Origin of the sequence: Streptomyces niveiscabiei (assembly GCF_001419795.1) — a bacterium.
GTDB lineage: Bacteria > Actinomycetota > Actinomycetes > Streptomycetales > Streptomycetaceae > Streptomyces > Streptomyces niveiscabiei.
Genome location: NZ_LIRL01000027.1, coordinates 1 through 16,166 on the forward strand (window position 1 = coordinate 1; position 16,166 = coordinate 16,166).

Annotated in this window: 15 protein-coding genes; 7 read left to right on the forward strand and 8 right to left on the reverse strand. The window is 71.0% G+C overall.

All coding sequences use genetic code 11. From position 1 onward, the window contains the following. Window positions 1-80 precede the first annotated feature (80 nt). From AOK24_RS01645 to AOK24_RS01670, 7 genes are all read right to left on the reverse strand, one after another. Window positions 81-1,331, reverse strand: coding sequence for a resuscitation-promoting factor (locus AOK24_RS01645; RefSeq protein ID WP_240553598.1), 1,251 nt, complete (start codon window positions 1,329-1,331; stop codon window positions 81-83). Between the two features lie 186 nt (window positions 1,332-1,517). Continuing rightward, window positions 1,518-4,163: an alanine--tRNA ligase gene (alaS, locus tag AOK24_RS01650; RefSeq protein ID WP_055718237.1), complete on the reverse strand. Its 2,646-nt coding sequence runs from the start codon at window positions 4,161-4,163 to the stop codon at window positions 1,518-1,520. Window positions 4,164-4,390: 227 nt separating this feature from the next. Further along, window positions 4,391-4,519: a hypothetical protein gene (locus AOK24_RS52190; protein WP_276206810.1), complete on the reverse strand. Its 129-nt coding sequence runs from the start codon at window positions 4,517-4,519 to the stop codon at window positions 4,391-4,393. Continuing rightward, on the reverse strand, window positions 4,516-5,040 hold the full coding sequence (locus AOK24_RS01655; protein ID WP_055718238.1) for an orotate phosphoribosyltransferase: 525 nt from the start codon (window positions 5,038-5,040) through the stop codon (window positions 4,516-4,518). The genes AOK24_RS52190 and AOK24_RS01655 overlap by 4 nt, the downstream gene beginning before the upstream one ends. Then, window positions 5,037-5,597 (reverse strand): SLOG cluster 4 domain-containing protein, encoded by a 561-nt coding sequence (locus tag AOK24_RS01660; protein WP_055718239.1) that lies wholly within the window; start codon window positions 5,595-5,597, stop codon window positions 5,037-5,039. The genes AOK24_RS01655 and AOK24_RS01660 overlap by 4 nt, the downstream gene beginning before the upstream one ends. Continuing rightward, complete coding sequence (locus tag AOK24_RS01665) at window positions 5,594-6,490, reverse strand: hypothetical protein (RefSeq protein WP_079056622.1); 897 nt, start codon at window positions 6,488-6,490, stop codon at window positions 5,594-5,596. The genes AOK24_RS01660 and AOK24_RS01665 overlap by 4 nt, the downstream gene beginning before the upstream one ends. Before the next feature lie 66 nt (window positions 6,491-6,556). Next, window positions 6,557-7,393, reverse strand: coding sequence for an aspartyl/asparaginyl beta-hydroxylase domain-containing protein (locus AOK24_RS01670; protein ID WP_055718241.1), 837 nt, complete (start codon window positions 7,391-7,393; stop codon window positions 6,557-6,559). A 175-nt stretch (window positions 7,394-7,568) separates the two neighbouring features. Here AOK24_RS01670 and AOK24_RS01675 point away from each other — a divergent pair, with 175 nt between their 5' ends. Together AOK24_RS01675 and AOK24_RS01680 are read left to right on the forward strand one after the other, a co-directional pair. After that, entirely contained in the window at window positions 7,569-8,114 is a 546-nt protein-coding gene (locus AOK24_RS01675) for a GntR family transcriptional regulator (RefSeq protein ID WP_055718242.1), read from the forward strand. Window positions 8,115-8,119: 5 nt separating this feature from the next. After that, window positions 8,120-8,884, forward strand: coding sequence for a GntR family transcriptional regulator (locus AOK24_RS01680; RefSeq protein WP_055718243.1), 765 nt, complete (start codon window positions 8,120-8,122; stop codon window positions 8,882-8,884). A 24-nt stretch (window positions 8,885-8,908) separates the two neighbouring features. Here the strand turns inward: AOK24_RS01680 and AOK24_RS01685 are convergent, their stop codons facing one another. Beyond that, on the reverse strand, window positions 8,909-10,666 hold the full coding sequence (locus AOK24_RS01685; RefSeq protein ID WP_055718244.1) for a dolichyl-phosphate-mannose--protein mannosyltransferase: 1,758 nt from the start codon (window positions 10,664-10,666) through the stop codon (window positions 8,909-8,911). Between the two features lie 63 nt (window positions 10,667-10,729). Here AOK24_RS01685 and rsmI point away from each other — a divergent pair, with 63 nt between their 5' ends. The 5 genes from rsmI (at window position 10,730) to AOK24_RS01710 (ending at window position 16,162) form a co-directional block, all read left to right on the forward strand. Beyond that, a complete protein-coding gene (gene rsmI / locus AOK24_RS01690) occupies window positions 10,730-11,584 on the forward strand; it encodes a 16S rRNA (cytidine(1402)-2'-O)-methyltransferase (protein WP_055718245.1) in 855 nt (284 codons plus the stop codon). 219 nt (window positions 11,585-11,803) lie between these two features. Beyond that, entirely contained in the window at window positions 11,804-12,205 is a 402-nt protein-coding gene (locus AOK24_RS01695) for a hypothetical protein (RefSeq protein WP_055718246.1), read from the forward strand. 97 nt (window positions 12,206-12,302) lie between these two features. Continuing rightward, window positions 12,303-13,184, forward strand: a complete 882-nt coding sequence (locus AOK24_RS01700; protein WP_055718247.1) for a TatD family hydrolase — start codon at window positions 12,303-12,305, stop codon at window positions 13,182-13,184. 322 nt (window positions 13,185-13,506) lie between these two features. Continuing rightward, window positions 13,507-14,403 carry a carbon-nitrogen hydrolase family protein gene (locus tag AOK24_RS01705; RefSeq protein WP_240553597.1) on the forward strand — a complete coding sequence of 299 codons (897 nt, stop codon included), beginning with the start codon at window positions 13,507-13,509 and terminating at the stop codon, window positions 14,401-14,403. A gap of 133 nt (window positions 14,404-14,536) precedes the next feature. Beyond that, window positions 14,537-16,162, forward strand: coding sequence for a penicillin-binding transpeptidase domain-containing protein (locus AOK24_RS01710; RefSeq protein WP_055718249.1), 1,626 nt, complete (start codon window positions 14,537-14,539; stop codon window positions 16,160-16,162). Window positions 16,163-16,166 lie beyond the last annotated feature (4 nt).

The window sequence follows — 16,166 nt, forward strand, 5'->3', positions numbered from 1 at the left end:
TCCGGCGGGCAGCGGGCCCGGGCGGGGTGGCGGCGCGAAGTGGGTCGGCCGCGGGGTGCCCGTCCCACCGTGCGGCCCTCTCACCCGTGCAGCCGTGCCCCGCAGTGCGGCCAGGGGCTCGCTCCCCGGCGTACGTACAGCTTCTTCGCGCGGTACGTCTGTTCCGAGGCCGGTGCGTCCTGGGGGCGGCCGGTGCCGCCGAGGCTCTGCCAGGTGCGGGTGTCGAACTGGTAGAGGCCGCCGTACGTGCCCGAGGGGTCGACCGCGTTCGGGCGGCCACCCGACTCGCAGGCCGCGAGGCCGCCCCAGTTGAGGCCGTCCGCGCCCGCCACCGACGTCGGCAGGGGCTTCGTACCCACCCGGACGAGCTGGTCGCGGGGTTCGCGGACGACCTCCACCCGTACCCTCCGGGGCTTCTGGCGGACGCCGTTCACCGTCCTCAGCGCGTACGTCACCCGCCGCAGCCCCGGCACGCCCGCCTGTTCCACCACCTCCGTGCCCTTGAACAGCGAGGGGTCCTCGGTGCGGCGCACCTCGAAGTCGACCGGCTCCTCGCGGACCTCGCGGGTGCCGGTGATCCGCAGAACGGTGATCGTCTGGCCGTCGCGGGGGAAGCTGCCGGGCGGTACGGAGGTCGTGTCCTGCCCGGACAGCGTGATCCCGGCGGCCTCGACGGCCTCGCGGACGGTCCCGGCGTTCGTGCGGATCGTGCGGGCCCGCCCGTCGGCCATGACGGTGACGGACCGCTCCGTACGGACGTCCAGCGCGAGCCCGGCGCGGCCGATCCGCTGCGAGCGGGACGTGGAGACGTACGCGCCCTCGGCCCGGACACCGAGCTGCCTGAGCGCGCCGGCGACGGTCCGCGCGGTCGTCCACACCTCGCGCCGGGTGCCGTCGAGGGTGAGGCGTACGGGGCGGCCGTAGTGGACGGTGACCTCGTCGCCGCTGGCGAGTTCCTCGCCGGGTGCCGGGACGACGAGGTCGTGCTCGCCGAGGCGCACCCCTTCCTCCGCGAGCAGTTCGGTGACGTCGTCGGCGAAGGTGTGCAGCGTGCGGGGCGTGCCGTCGACGGTCAGCTCCACGGCCTTGTCCTGGGCGACGAACGCGCTGGTGCCGCCGGCGAGGAACGCGACGACGAGGGCCTGCGGCAGCAGCCTGCGCACCCCCGACTCGCCGGGCCCCTTGCCCCCCTTCCCCCTCCGCCGCTTCGCGGCGCGACGCCGGGCGCCTCCTTGCCGGGGCACCACCGCTTGCGGAACGCCCGCCTGGGGAACCCCCGGCTGCGGAGCCGCCGCCTCTGGAGCCGTTGCCTCTGGAGCCGCCGCCTGCATGGCCGGCGAAAAAGGCTGTTCGCCCGGATATTCCCCCTCTACGACAGGCGGCTCGTACTGCGGTGCGTACGTGTACTGCGGACTGCTCACGCCGACACGCTCCAGAAGACGGGGGTCAATCGGGCCCACAGAACCTAGCGGGTCCTACGTGACTCTCCAAAGCGACTCGGCTACTCAGGGTGCCGTTCAGTTTTCGCCGAGCAGACGATCCGCCTCGCGAGCCGCGAGGTCCAGCGCCCGGCGGAGTTCTTGGGGACGGCGTCCGCCCGCGCTCGCGAGGGGTCCGCGGCCCCCCGAGCCGCCGCCGACCGCGCGGGCCGCGTCGGTGAGGACGCGGCCGGCGTGGACGCCCTGCTGATGGAGGTCGGGCGAGACCGCGGCGGCGAGCAGGGCCTTGCCGTCGTGTTCGGCGCCGAGAACGACGACGGCCGGGGTGCGGCCCAGCCGGGTGAGGGTCTCGGCGGTGAGGAGACGGAGTTCGTCCGGGGTGACGCCGGTGACTTCCTGGACGATCAGGTGTCCGTGGCCGGTGCGCCGGGCTTGTCCGGTGAGCTGTCCGGCTCGCTGCTCCAGCTCTTCGGCCCTGAGCCGGGACAGTTCGTCCTGCGCGTCGGCGAGGACTCGCAGCCGCTTGCGCAGGGCATCGGGGGCGTCGGCGGAACGGGTGCCGAGCAGGGCGGCGAGTTCGTCGAGCAGGCGGCGTTCGGTGTCCAGGTGGCGGAGCATGCCGTGGCCGGTGAGCGCTTCGACGCGGCGGAGGTTGGAGCCGATCGAGGACTCGGAGAGCAGGCGGAAGGCGCCGACCTGCGAGCCGTGCGCGACATGGGTGCCGCCGCAGAGTTCGCGGGAGAAGTCGCCGATGTCGACGATGCGGACCCGGTCGCCGTACTTCTCGCCGAACAGCGCGACGGCTCCTGCGGCCTCGGCCTCGGCGCGGTCGGCGTGCCAGGCCCGTACGGCGGGGTCGTCGAGGACATGGCCGTTGACGGCGGTCTCGATGGCGGTGAGCTGGTCCGGGGCGAGGGCGGCGAAGTGCGCGAAGTCGAAGCGGAGCCGGTCGGGTTCGACGAGGGAGCCCTGCTGGCGGGCGTGGTCGCCGAGGGTGGCCATGACGACGGCGTGCAGGATGTGCGTGGCGGAGTGGGAGCGCGTCAGACCGGCCCGGCGCCCGGCGTCCACGGCGGCTTCGCCGACGGCGCCCGTGCGGAGTTCACCGTGCAGGACGCGGGCGGTGTGGACGCGGAAGCCCGCCAGGCCGTAGCGGGTGTCGGTGATCCGTACGGCGGTGCCGTCGGCCAGGGTGAGGGTGCCGGTGTCGCCGATCTGCCCGCCTGCCTCGGCGTAGAACGGGGAACGGTCGAGGACCAGTTCGACGTCCGCGCCTTCGCCTGCCGTGCCTCCCGGGATCAGGCCGGTGACGGTGACCTCGGCGGTGAGCTGCTCGTAGCCGAGGAACTCGGTGCACGGAAGACCGGCGGCCAGTTCCCGGTAGGTGTCCAGGCGGCGCAGGGCCTCGGTGGTCCTGGCCCTGCCGCCGGCCTTCGCGCGGCTGCGCTGCTCGTCCAGGAGCGCGGCGAAGCGGTCCTCGTCGACGGTGAGTCCGGCGTCCCGGGCGGCCTCGACGGTCAGTTCCACGGGGAAGCCGTAGGTGTCGGCGAGTTCGAAGGCCGTCTCGCCCGGCAGCGCGGCCGAACCGCTGCTCCGGGTACGGGCGATGGCGGCGTCCAGGAGTCGGCTGCCCTGGGTGAGAGTGCGGGTGAAGGACTCCTCCTCGGCGGTGACGACCTGCTCGATCAGGGTGGCCTGGGCGGTGAGCTCGGGCCAGACGTCGGCGAGGTTGCCGATCACGGACGCGGTGACGGCGGGCAGGACAGGGCCGTCGACACCGAGCAGCCGGGCGTGGCGGATCGCTCGGCGCATCAGGCGGCGCAGGACGTAGCCGCGGCCGTCCTTGGCCGGGAGGACGCCGTCGGCGACGAGGAAGGCGATGGAGCGTGCGTGTTCGGTGACGACCTGGAAGGACACCTGCTCCTCCCCCTCGCCGGGAGCCTCGCGGCCGGCCAGTTCCTGGACGGTGCGGAAAGTGGGCAGGAGCAGGTCGGTGGTGCAGACGTTCTGCGCGCCCTGGAGGATCACGGCGAGCCGGTCCAGGCCGAGGCCGGTGTCGATGCTCTTGTGGGCGAGCTCGCCGAGGATCGGGTAGTCCTTCTTCGGCGGTCCGTCACCGCGGACGCTCTGCATGAAGACCAGGTTCCAGATCTCCATGTAGCGCTCGCCGTCCACGGCCGGACCGCCTTCCTCGCCGAAGGCCGGGCCGCGGTCGTAGTGGACCTCGGAGCTGGGTCCGCAGGGGCCGGGGACCGTCATGGACCAGTAGTTGTCCTCCATGCCCAGGCGCTGGATGCGGGAGGCGGGGACGCCGATGCGGCGCCAGAGGCGCTCGGCCTCGTCGTCGTCCTCGAAGACCGTGATCCAGAGTCTCTCCTTCTCCAACCGGTAGCCCTCGGTGAGGAGTTCCCAGGCGAACGCGATCGCGTCCTCCTTGAAGTAGTCGCCGAAGGAGAAGTTGCCCATCATCTCGAAGAACGTGGCGTGCCGGTTGGTCCGTCCGACGTTGTCGATGTCCGAGGTGCGGGCGCACTTCTGGATGCTGGTGGCGCGGGAGAAGGCGGGGGTGGTCTCCCCCAGGAAGTACGGCTTGAACTGGTTCATCCCGGCGTTGGCGAGCAGCAGTGTCGGGTCGTCCGGGACAAGCGGACTGGACGGCACGTGCCGGTGGCCCCGGGAGGTGAAGAAGTCGGTGAACAGGCTGCGGATCCGCGTCGAGCGCATGGCGGCATGACCTCACGGAAGGAGTCACGGAAGGTGGTCGAGGGGTGCACACGCCGAGCCGGGCCGAGAACAGGGACTGAGAGGGTTCTCAGTTCTCCGGCTCGACGCAGATAGCTCGCGCCCCCATGGGCCGCACCTTTTCTCCAGATCCGTTGATCCACCGGTGGTGCGGCAGAGGTGTACGTCTGCCGCGTCGCCGACTGTAGCGGGTACGACGGCAAGATCGCTCAGCGTTTGTGCGCGAGCGCGAAATCGTCGTCCAGGACGCTCACGGCTCCCGCTGCCTTCAGAACCGCCGGTTCGGCGTCCTCCCGGCAGACGGTCACGTCCAGCAGCGCCGGCACGGCCCTCGTCATGGGACCGTGGTCAGGTCGGCCTCGGTCAGCAAGGGGTGCAGGCTGACACCGTGTCCGTCGAGGAGAGGTCTCCCGCCCAGCGGCCTCTCCAGAACACAGAGCGCGTCGGAGACCGGAGCACCGGCGACCCGCAATATCCGGGTCATCGCCAGCAGTTGGCCGCCGGAGCGGACCACGTCGTCGACCAGGACGACCCGGCGTCCCTCGACGCCGGTGCCTTCGATCTGCCGCCGGGATCCGTACTCCTTGGACCGGCGGCGGAGGAACGCGGACGGCAGCCCGGTGGCCGCCGACAGGGCGACGACCAGCGGGACACCTCCCAGTTCGATCCCGGCCAGCACCTCGGCGTCCCCGGGGACGAGCGCGGCCATCGCCTCGGCGACGTCGTACAGCAGCTCAGGGTCGGCGGCGAGCCGGTACTCGTCGAAGTACGAGTCGAGCACCTGTCCGCCGGACAGCGTGAACTCATCGGCGACGCAGGCCGTCGCGGCGACTCGGGCCCTCAGAGTGATCCCGGTCATGTGCCGGCTCCCTTCCGGTCGGTCAGGTCGTGGAGCTGGGCGGCGAAGGCCGTCGCCGAAGCGATCGCGCTGAGGAAACCCAGTGGCCGGGTGGGTGTCTCGAACAACCACTTCTCCCGCTTGAGGAAGGCCAGCAGTCCGAGCGCGGTGGGACCGGTGACCCAGACAGGGACAGGGCGGATGGTGCTCGCGTAGTAGAGGGCGGCGGACAGCTCGTGCAGGGTGCCGACCCCACCGCCCATCGCGACCACCAGGTCCGCCGAGTCGAGGTAGTGGTCGAGGCGGGTGCCGAGGCCGGGAAGGTGGACCTCGTCGGTGATGTACGGATTGAACGCACCCCATGCGGCATGCTTGCCGGCCAGCGTGACCGCGACGGCCGTCCCGCCCTCGGAGGCGGCTCCACGGGCGGCGGCCTCCATCAGGCCGTTGTAGCCGCCGTGCAGCAGCGTGAGCCCGGCCCTGGCCAGGGCGGCGCCGATGTCCTCGGCGAGCTGTTCCTCGTCCGGCGAGGCGGGGACGACCCCGCCGAAGAAGGCGGCCGTCGTCCGCCGTGTCACACCAGCTCCAGGTAGGCGCGGCAGGCGGTGACGGCGTCCGTGAGGCCGTCCAGGGCGTTCGGGCAGGCCCGCGCGGTCAGCGCGAGCACCCGGTCCAGGGCCATGGTGACGTCGTCCGTGTCGGGGACGGCCGGAGAGGTGATCGCCGCGTCCAGGTCGGCCAGGCAGGTCCGTCCGATCGGGGTGCGCGCGAGTTCCTCCCGGAGCCGGTACCAGCCCCAGAACGCGGACGCCGGGACGAGCGCGGTCTTGATCAGGTCCTTCGTCGCGGTGTGCAGCAGGTGCCACTCGGCATAGGCGACGAACCGCTGACCGCGCCGGATGCGCTTGTGGAGCAACACGGCCAGCACGAGGTGTTCGATCAGCAGCTCGGCGCACGAGCGCGGCCGGGCGGTGAACTCCGCGATGTGAGCCCGCGCCCGCTCGGTGTGGGTGGCGGTGATCCCGGCCGACGACCGCTCCAGGAGCGTCTTCCCACCCGTCTTCCGGCCCAACTCGGCGATCCGGGAGGCAGGAGCGAGGTAGAGGTCGACCTGCTGGAGCCTTCCCTCGTACTGGACGAGGAAGACGAATCCGATACCTCCCAGGTCCGCGACGATGGTGTCACGCCATCCTGGCAGCAGAGCTCCGCACACGACCGTCATCAGGTCGTCGAGGGCCGAGGTGAAGGCGGACAGATCGCGGTCGTGGACCCCGACGACGAAGTCGACGTCGGAGAGGCGGTCGGCGGTGCCGGAGGCGAGCGAGCCCCGGACCAGCAGATGGGTCACCGCTGGGGAGGCGGACAGCACCTCGGCGATGCGGGTCAGCAAGGGCAGTTGGGCGGGGCGGTTGGCCTCGGCGAGTTCGGTCAGGCGCAGTCCGGCCGGAGCCGGGGACACAGCAGTGGGCATGGGCTGTCCTTCCGTGCTGAAGGCGCTGAAGGTGCTGACGTGCCGGATGTGACGTGCCGGACAGCTTCACGGGGCGAGGGCGAGGAGCTGGGACTTCGCGGCCGCCCAGCGTCGGCACGCCTCGCTGTCACCGAGCGTGGTGTGCAGAGCGCCGATCAGGTCGTAGACGGCGCCTTCCGGGAGGGCGAAGGCGTAGAACAGCCGCAGCAGCAGTTGTTCGGCCGCCGGCGTGTAGCCGAGATCGGCCAGGCGCCGTGCGGCGGCGAGGCGTTGGGCCAGGTCCGTCTCCGACGCGTGCGGCAGGGGTTCGGCGTTTGAGGGTTCCTGCGCCGTCCCGGACAGCCGCCGGTAGGCGTCGTCGGCGTACACGTCCGCGATCAGATGGACCCGGTCCGGGCCGAGCAGGTTGCACACCCCGTGCGCGTACGTCGGGGTCAGCCGCCAGATCCGCCCGCCGTCCAGGTGGACCTTGGTGCCCCCGGTGACCAGGAAGGCCGAGGAATTGGTGTGCAGCGGGACGTGCAGCCGGTGCCGCTCGACCTGGTCCAGCTCGTTGTAGTCACGGTGCTCCCAGAGGAACGCGTTCGGTTCCAGCCGGGCCAGCCGCACCCACATGTAGTTCAGGCCGAGTCCGGACAGCAGGCCCGCCGTGGCGGGCATGTGCTCCAGCAGCGTGGTGGGCCGGGCGGTGCCGTCGGTGATCCGTACGTCGGCGGCGTCACCGGAGGCGTTCATCAACGACGTGGTCCACCAGCCGCCGGACTGGAACTCGCCGTACTCCGCCTTCCAGGACGCCGGAGCGGTCAGCGCCTCGTGCCGCATCCGCTCGACCAGAGCGCCGTCCAGCATCCGTAACTGGGCGAGCTGCCCGGACAAGGCCGCGTCGGGTCGCCTGTGTTCCATGGATCCCCCCTCCGTCTCGATTCCTCGGCCGGTCTGTGCCGCTTCCGATGGTGCGGCACAACACAAGGACCGTATCGCTATATGCGAAAGATGGCAAGGTTGGCATCGTAGCCGTATCGCTTATCGTGTAAAGCGGTGAGGTCGTCCGCTAAATCGATTGGAAGGGAGTGCGGACGTGAGCAGCAGTGATTGGGTCGGTACCTCAGTGCCGTACGTGGCGCCCCGGGAGAACGGGCAGGGCGACGCATGGCAGGAGGAAGCCTCAGCCAGGGGAGGCGTAGGCAGTCAGCGGATCGTTCGAGCGGGGGAGGTTCCCGCGCCGTCGCGTGTGGCAGCACTGCTCATGGTCGACGAGGGCGCCGCCGTGGTGGTGCGCCAGCGCGTCATCTACCTCGATGACCGTCCCGTTGAGCTGACCGATACCTACTACCCGGCGGAAGTCGCACACGGCACCCGCCTCGAAGAAACCCGGAAGATCCGGGGAGGTGCGGTCACCCTCCTTGCCGAACTGGGCTACTCCGCACACCGCGTCCGGGAGGAAGTCTCCGCACGCATGCCCACCGATGCCGAGCGACAGGTACTCGACCTCAGCGACGTCGAACCCGTCCTCTGCATGACCCGGCTGACGATGGACTCCGACGGCCGGCGCTTCCAGGTCGACGAATCCGTCTACCCGGCGACCGGCCAACGACTCCGCTACGAACTCGAACCGAGGATCTGACTGACGTGCCCAAGGCGGAACTGGACGCCCACGATCGACGCCCGCTCCACGAACGCATCGCGGCTGATCTCCGCGACGAAATCATGTCGGGAGACCTTCAGCCCGGCGCCAACCTCCCTTCGACCCAGCAGCTCAGGGACCGGTTCGCGGTGGCCAACGCGACTGTCCAGAAAGCTCTCCAGGTACTGAAAGACGAACGTCTTGCCGTCGGTCGCCCTGGTTCGGCGGTGACGGTCCGGCCGCACCAACAGGAGACCATCCGGCCAGCGGACACCGGCCAACCGGCGCCGCCCGGTGAGCAGTACTCATGGCTCACAGTGGCAACCAACAAGGGCAGGCGCGGAAGTATCGAGCTGTTGGAGGTTGCGGAGGTGCGTCCGCCAGCTGACGTTGCAGAAGCGCTGAGGCTCGATGAGAACGGCGTGGCCGTGCTACGGCGTCAAGTCCTCTCGTACGACGGCTCACCGGTCGAGTTGGTGAAGTCCTACTACCCGGTCGAACTGGCTCGCGGCACGGCAATGGCTGAACGCCGGAAGATCCGGGGTGGCACACCCGCGCTGCTTGCCGAGATGGGTTACCCGCCGCGCCACACCGTGGACCGGGTCTCCGCACGCGTCCCCACCCAGGAACAGTTCGAGGCCCTGCAACTCCCGAGTGACCTGCCCGTTCTCCGCACCTTCCGGGTGGTCTACAGCGACGACGAACGCCCGATCGAGGTCACGGTCATGGCCAAGGCAGGACATCTCTACGAATTGCAGTACGAGTTCTGACCCTGTCGGCATGCATAAGTCCAGCTACACCCACGTGTCCAGCCACATCCGCGTCCGCCAGTCGTCCAGCGGCATCGCAGTCCCCGTATAGATCGGCCAGAAGTAGATGAAGTTCCAGGCGATGAGCAGGACGAGGACCCCCGCGCCGGTCGCGCCGATGACCCGGCGGTTGTCGGAGGAGCCCGGTGGGCCGGCGAGGGCGCCGATCAGCATGGCGACGGCGAGGCAGAGGAAGGGGAGGAAGACGTCGGCGTAGAAGAAGAAGATCGTGCGCTCCTGGTACATGAACCAGGGGAGGTAGCCGGCGGCGATGGCGCCCGCGATGGCGCCCGCGCGCCAGTCGCGGCGGAAGAACCAGCGCCACAGGACGTAGAGGACGGCGAAGCAGGCGGCCCACCACAGGAGGGGCGTGCCGAGGGCGAGGACCTCGCGGGGGCACTTCTCGGCGACGCCGGTGGGGCAGCCGGAGACGCCCGGGGACGGGGTCTCGTAGAAGAAGGAGACGGGCCGGCCGAGGACGAGCCAGCTCCACGGGTTGGACTGGTAGGAGTGCGGCGAGGTGAGGTGCGTGTGGAACTTGTACACCTCGTGCTCGTAGTGCCACAGGCTGCGCAGCCAGTCGGGGAAGAGCCAGGTCCAGGAGCCGCCCTTGCCGTCGACGGCGGCCCAGTTGCGGTAGTACCCGCCGGTGCCGTCGGAGGGGGAGAGGATCCAGCCGGTCCAGGAGACGAGGTAGGTCAGGAGAGCTACGGGTACGGTCGCGAGGACGGCGTAACCCGTGTCGTACCTGAGGACTGCCTGGTACGGGGTACGGGCGCCCGCGACCTTGCGCGTGCCGGCGTCCCACAGCAGCGCCATGACGATGAACGCGGCCATGAAGTACAGGCCGTTCCACTTGGTGCCGATGGCGAGGCCGAGCATGAGACCGGCGGCCCAGCGCCAGGGGCGCCGGCCGAAGCGGAAGTGGTCGCCGACGGCGGCGTCGGGGCGGTAGCGGCCGTCCGCGTCCGGCGTCAGGGACGCCGCGAGTTTCTCGCGCGCCTTGTCCCGGTCGATCACCAGGCACCCGAACGCCGCGAGGACGAAGAACATCAGCACGCCGTCGAGCAGCGCCGTACGGCTCATGACGAAGTGCAGGCCGTCGACGGCCATCAGCGCGCCCGCGAGGCAGCCGAGGAACGTCGAGCGGAACAGCCGCCGGCCGATGCGGCACAGCAGCAGGACGGACAGCGTTCCGAGCAGCGCCGTCATGAAGCGCCAGCCGAAGGGGTTGAAGCCGAACATCAGCTCGCCGAGGCCGATGACGTACTTGCCGACCGGCGGGTGGACGACGTACGCGGCGCCCGTGGGCACCGGCACGTCGCCGTTCGAGTTCAGGATGAGCTGGTTGACGTTCTTGTCCCAGCCGACCTCGAAGCCGCGGTGGACGAGGGCCCACGCGTCCTTCGCGTAGTACGTCTCGTCGAATATCACCGCCTTCGGAGCGCCCAGGTTCCAGAACCGCAGCAGCCCCGCGAGCAGCGTCACCAGCAGCGGCCCGAGCCACGCCGACCAGCGCGTCAGCCAGGCGGAGAGCCGGTGGGAGACGCCGAGCGACTCCCACAGCCGGGGGCTGGGCTCGGCGTACGCGGGGACCAGCCGCTCCCGTACGTCCGCGACCGGCCGCCCCTGGTATCCGAACCGGCGCAGCCGCTGCGGCCACGACATACGGTCGGCCCGCCCGGACTCGTCGGGGGCGGGCCGGTGTTCCGTGGAGTCCGTGGAGGACGCGGTACTGGTCACCGCGCCATCGTAGGGAACAGCTCTGTGTGAGTCCCGTGCATCAACAACTGCGAGGATGGAAACGTGACACCGACTCCCGCCACCCTCGTCCTTGCCGGAACTCCCATTGGGGACATCACGGACGCGCCTCCCCGGCTCGCGCGGGAGTTGGCCGAGGCCGATGTGATCGCCGCCGAGGACACCCGGCGGCTGCGGCGGCTGACTCAGGCTCTCGGTGTGACTCCCCGGGGGCGGGTCGTCTCGTACTTCGAGGGGAACGAGTCCGCGCGGACGCCGGAGCTGGTGGAGGCGCTGGTGGGGGGCGCGCGGGTGCTGCTCGTCACCGACGCGGGGATGCCGTCGGTGTCCGACCCCGGGTACCGGCTCGTCGCCGCCGCCGTGGAGCGGGACATCCGCGTCACCGCCGTACCGGGGCCGTCCGCCGTGCTGACCGCGCTCGCGCTGTCCGGGCTGCCCGTCGACCGGTTCTGCTTCGAGGGGTTCCTGCCGCGCAAGGCCGGCGAGCGGCTGTCGCGGCTGCGGGACGTGGCCGAGGAGCGCCGCACCCTCGTCTACTTCGAGGCCCCGCACCGGCTCGACGACACCCTCGCCGCGATGGCCGAGGTGTTCGGTGCCGAGCGCCGGGCGGCCGTGTGCCGGGAGCTGACCAAGACGTACGAGGAGGTACGGCGCGGAGGGCTCGGGGAGCTGGCGGAGTGGGCCGCTGAGGGGGTGCGCGGGGAGATCACCGTCGTCGTCTCGGGGGCGCCGGAGCGCGGGCCCGAGGAGCTGGACGCCGGGGAGCTCGTGCGGCGCGTGCAGGTGCGGGAGGCCGCCGGGGAACGGCGCAAGGAGGCCATCGCCGCGGTCGCCGTGGAGGCCGGGATCGCCAAGCGGATCGTGTTCGACGCGGTCGTCGCCGCCAAGCACAACTCCTGACGGCCGGCGTCCGTTTCATGCCGCCCTGGGCTTCATGCCTTGGCAAAGCGGTGTCTCCGAAGGCAAAGCCCGTACGCCCCTGCCGACTCCGTTGGTAAGGAAACGCCAAATCGCGCCCAACAAAGAACAGGGCGGCTACCGGGCGGGGGCTCCCGGGCGTCCACTGAGGTGGAGGGACAAGACAGGACGTCCCCCGGTCAGCGGACCTAAGGAGCTGGCATGAGCGAGATTTCAGGGCGTACCGGCCTGCGCGACGGAGCGACGGCCGTGGTCAACGAGTCCTACTCCTTCGCCTGCATGCGCTGCGGGCACGGCTGGGAGCAGTCGTACGAGATCGAGCACCACACCGACGCGGACGGCCACGAGTTCGTGATGTACGTCGCGGAGGGCAAGGTCGTACCGTCCCCGCTCTCCCGCCCCACCTGCCAGAACTGCGACGCGCACGTCGTGCGGATCATGCGGGCGGGGCAGGTGTCGTCGGTACGGGAGGCCGCGCGGCGGCCGTACAAGGTGCCGGCGGCACGGGCCGAGGCGGTCACGGACGCGGCGGCGACGGAGCCGCGCGAGCCGCACCACTGGCATCTGTCCGACCTGCTGCACCCGTTCCGCAAGGCGAGCTGACGCGGGGCGCCCGGCATCGGCGAGGGGGGCTTGCCGGTGCCGGGGTGCCGGAGAAATCACCGTGATTCGGTGGCGCCCCCTTCCGTAGGATCGGGGCATGCCTGCGAACGCCTCCGGCAAGAACGCCGCCCCGCCCCTCCCGGAACCCCTGCGCGTGCCGGTCGCCGACTCCCACACGCACCTCGACATGCAGTCGGGGACGGTGCCGGAGGCCCTCGCGAAGGCGGCGTCCGTCGGGGTGACGACGGTCGTGCAGGTCGGGTGCGACGTACGCGGCTCCCGGTGGGCGGCCGAGACGGCGCAGGCGTACGACGCGGTCCACGCGGCCGTCGCCCTGCACCCCAACGAGGCGCCCCGCATCGTGCACGGCGACCCCGACGGCTGGTCCCGGCAGGGCGCGCGCAAGCCGGGCGGCCGGGCGGCGCTGGACGAGGCCCTCGCCGAGATCGACCGGCTCGCGGCGCTGCCCCACGTGAAGGGCGTCGGCGAGACCGGCCTCGACTACTTCCGTACGGGCCCCGAGGGCAAGGAGTCCCAGGAGGCGTCGTTCCGCGCGCACATCGAGATCGCGAAGAGGCATGACAAGGCCCTGGTGATCCACGACCGCGACGCCCACGAGGACGTCCTGCGCGTCCTGAAGGAAGAGGGCGCCCCCGAGCGCACGGTCTTCCACTGCTACTCCGGCGACGCCGACATGGCCCGGATCTGCGCCCGCGCCGGCTACTTCATGTCCTTCGCGGGCAACGTCACCTTCAAGAACGCCCAGAACCTGCGCGACGCGGTCGCGGTGTCCCCCCTCGACCTCCTCCTGGTCGAGACGGACGCCCCCTTCCTGACCCCGGCCCCCTACCGTGGCCGCCCCAACGCCCCGTACCTCATCCCCGTCACCGTCCGGGCGATGGCGGAGGTCAGGGGCATCGACGAGGACACCCTCGCGGAGGCGCTGGGGGCGAACACGGGCAGGGCGTTCGGGTACTGAGGGGCGCGGGGGAACCGGCGGAGGGCGTTGACGGCGACCGCCCCCGGCGGCATCATGGCCGACTGCGTGGCCTACGCCGAACCTCCCCCGACCGTCCCCAGCGCGGTCTTCCACCGGAGGCAAAGGGACCAGCGTCTCAGGCCGTTGTCGCAGCCCGGTCGTCGTGGGCGAGGTTGCTGGGGAGCTGTCGCTCAGGGCGTGGAAGGCCGTGATGACAGCTCGTAGGAACTTCAAGCGCCGGGTGCGTGCCCGTGCCGCCAGGACCGGTGAGTCCTACACGTCCGCTCTGCGGCACTTCCGTCCGACTCCATCAGGAGACGTCATGTCGGAAGCAGGGAATCCGAGGCGCGTGCGGCTCGCCGTGGCGCAGACCGTCGTACGCGAAGACCCCCGGGACGCCGAGGCGCTGCGGGAGAGCGGGCGCGAGGTCAAGGAGTTGATGCGCGAGGCCGGGGCTCGGGGGGCCAGGGTCGTGCACTTCCCGGAGGGCGCGATCTGTTTTCCCGGGAAGTTCGTGATGTCCGCGGCCGGCCCGGACGCGGTCGGCCCGGCGGACTGGGAGCGGTGCCGATGGCCCGTACTCCAGGAGGAGCTGGCCGCGATCGCCGGGCTGGCCCGTGAGCTGCGGCTGTGGACGGTGATCCCGTCGGTGCACCGCCTGACCGGCCCGAACCGTCCGCACAGCAGCCTGTACGTCGTCTCCGACGCCGGCGAGGTCGTCACGCGGTACGACGAGCGGCTGCTGTCGAGGACGAAGGTGTCGTACATGTACTCGCCGGGCGTCTCGCCGGTGACCTTCGAGGTGGACGGGGTCCGTTTCGGCTGCCTGCTCGGCATGGAGATCCACTACCCGGAGCTGTTCGCGGAGTACGAGGAACTGGACGTCGACTGCGTGCTGTTCTCGACGAGCGGTACGCCGGGGAACACCGCCGCCCAAGCTCAGGGGCATGCCGCGGCCAACAGCTACTGGGTCAGCTTCGCCGGGCCGGCGCGGTACAGGGCGCCGTCCGGGATCGCCGCTCCCGACGGGGACTGGCTCGCCCGGTGCCGTGTGGACGGTTCGCCGTCGGTGGCGGTCGCGGACCTCGACGACAGCTCCGAGGCCGCCGCGGGCGCGGTGACGTACGGGCGTCCGTGGCGCCGTGAGGCGCGGTCGGGCATCTACGCGGAGCACCGGGTGAGCGACCCGCGCAGCACGGACCGGACGGCGGCGTTCTAGCCGCGTCTCCATTCGGACAACTTTCCGTATACGCCGGTCACAGGAGCCCCTCCGGCCGCATACAGTGCGAGGCAGAGGGGCTCTTTTGAACGCGTTCAGAAGAGCCCATGGGGGATACGGGGAGGAAGAAGGCATGGCCAAGGCGGTCAAGGTCGCCGTCGTCGGGACGGTGTTCGCCGTGATGGTGGGCGGCGCCGGGTACGGCGCGTACAACCTGCTGTCGGCGGTGGACGGCGGATCGACGGCGAAGGGCCCGGCGCCGGTGAAGACCGGACCGCCGAGCTCCGACGAGGTCAAGGACACCGCGAAGGCGTTCTTCGCCGCGTGGGAGAAGGGGGAGGCGAGCGTCGCCGCGGGTCTGACCAACAACGCGGGCGTCGCCGGGCCCCTCTTCACCGCGTACGGGACCGAGGCGCACATCGGCGGTGTGAAGATCACGCCGGGGGCGATCACGGGGGCCACCGTGCCGTACCGGGTCGACGCGACGGTGTCGTTCGGCAGCGTGTCCAAGCCGCTCTCGTACCGCAGCAGCCTCACCGTCGTACGCGGTGTCACGACCGGGAAGGCGCTGGTGGACTGGAAGCCGGCGGTGGTGCATCCGGCGTTGACGAGCTCTACGGACACGCTGGTGACGGGGGATTCGGGGGCGCCGGCGATCGAGGCGGTGGACCGGGACGGGAAGGTGCTGACGGCGGAGAAGTACCCGTCGCTGGGGGCAACGCTGGACGCGCTGCGCAAGAAGTACGGGGCGCAGTCGGGCGGCACGCCGGGGGTCGAGCTGGTCGTCCGGCACGCGCAGGCGGAGCTGCCCGACACGACGCTCGTGACGCTCGCCGAGGGCAAGGCGGGCAAGGTGCGGACGACGCTGAGCGCGAGCGTGCAGGCGGCGGCGGAGACGGCGGTGAAGAGGTACCCGGAGTCGTCGGTGGTCGCGGTCCAGCCGAGCACGGGGGACATCCTGGCCATCGCGAACAACACGGCGAACGGGTTCAACTCGGCCGTGTCCGGGGCGCGTCCGCCGGGGTCCACGATGAAGATCGTCACGGCGGCCACGCTCATCGACAACGACCTGACCACGGCGAACGGTCCCGCGCCCTGTACGGACACGGCGATGTGGGAGGGGCAGACCTTCCACAACATCACGGGCATGAAGCCGGACGAGAGCGCGACCCTGGCGAACAGCTTCGCGCGGTCCTGCAACACCGCCTTCATCAAGTACACGGACGACCTCGCGGACGACGCGCTCACGAAGGAGGCGCAGGAGAAGTTCGGGGTCGGGCGGGGCGACTGGAAGATCGGCATCGCGTCTGTCGACGGCGAGGTCCCGGCGGTCTCCGGCCCCGACAAGGCCGCGAACCTCATCGGCCAGGGCCAGGTGCAGCTCAACCCGCTGAACATGGCGTCCATCACGGCCACCGCGAAGACGGGCACCTTCCGCCAGCCGGTCCTGGTCCCGCTCTCCTTCGACCAGCGCACGCTGGCCACCGCGCAGGGCCTGTCGTCCTCCACCTCGCAGCAACTGCGCACGATGATGCGCCGGACGGCCGTCAGCGGGACCGCCGCCGACGTCATGTCCCCCCTCGCGGGCGGCGACATCGGCGCGAAGACCGGCTCGGCGGAGACCGACGGCAACGCCACGTCCGACAGCTGGTTCACGGCGTACCGGGGCGACGTCGCGGCGGCGGCGATGGTGCAGAGCGGGGGGCACGGGGTGGACGCGGCGGGGCCGATCGTGGTGAGCGTGCTCAAGGCGGGGTGACCGC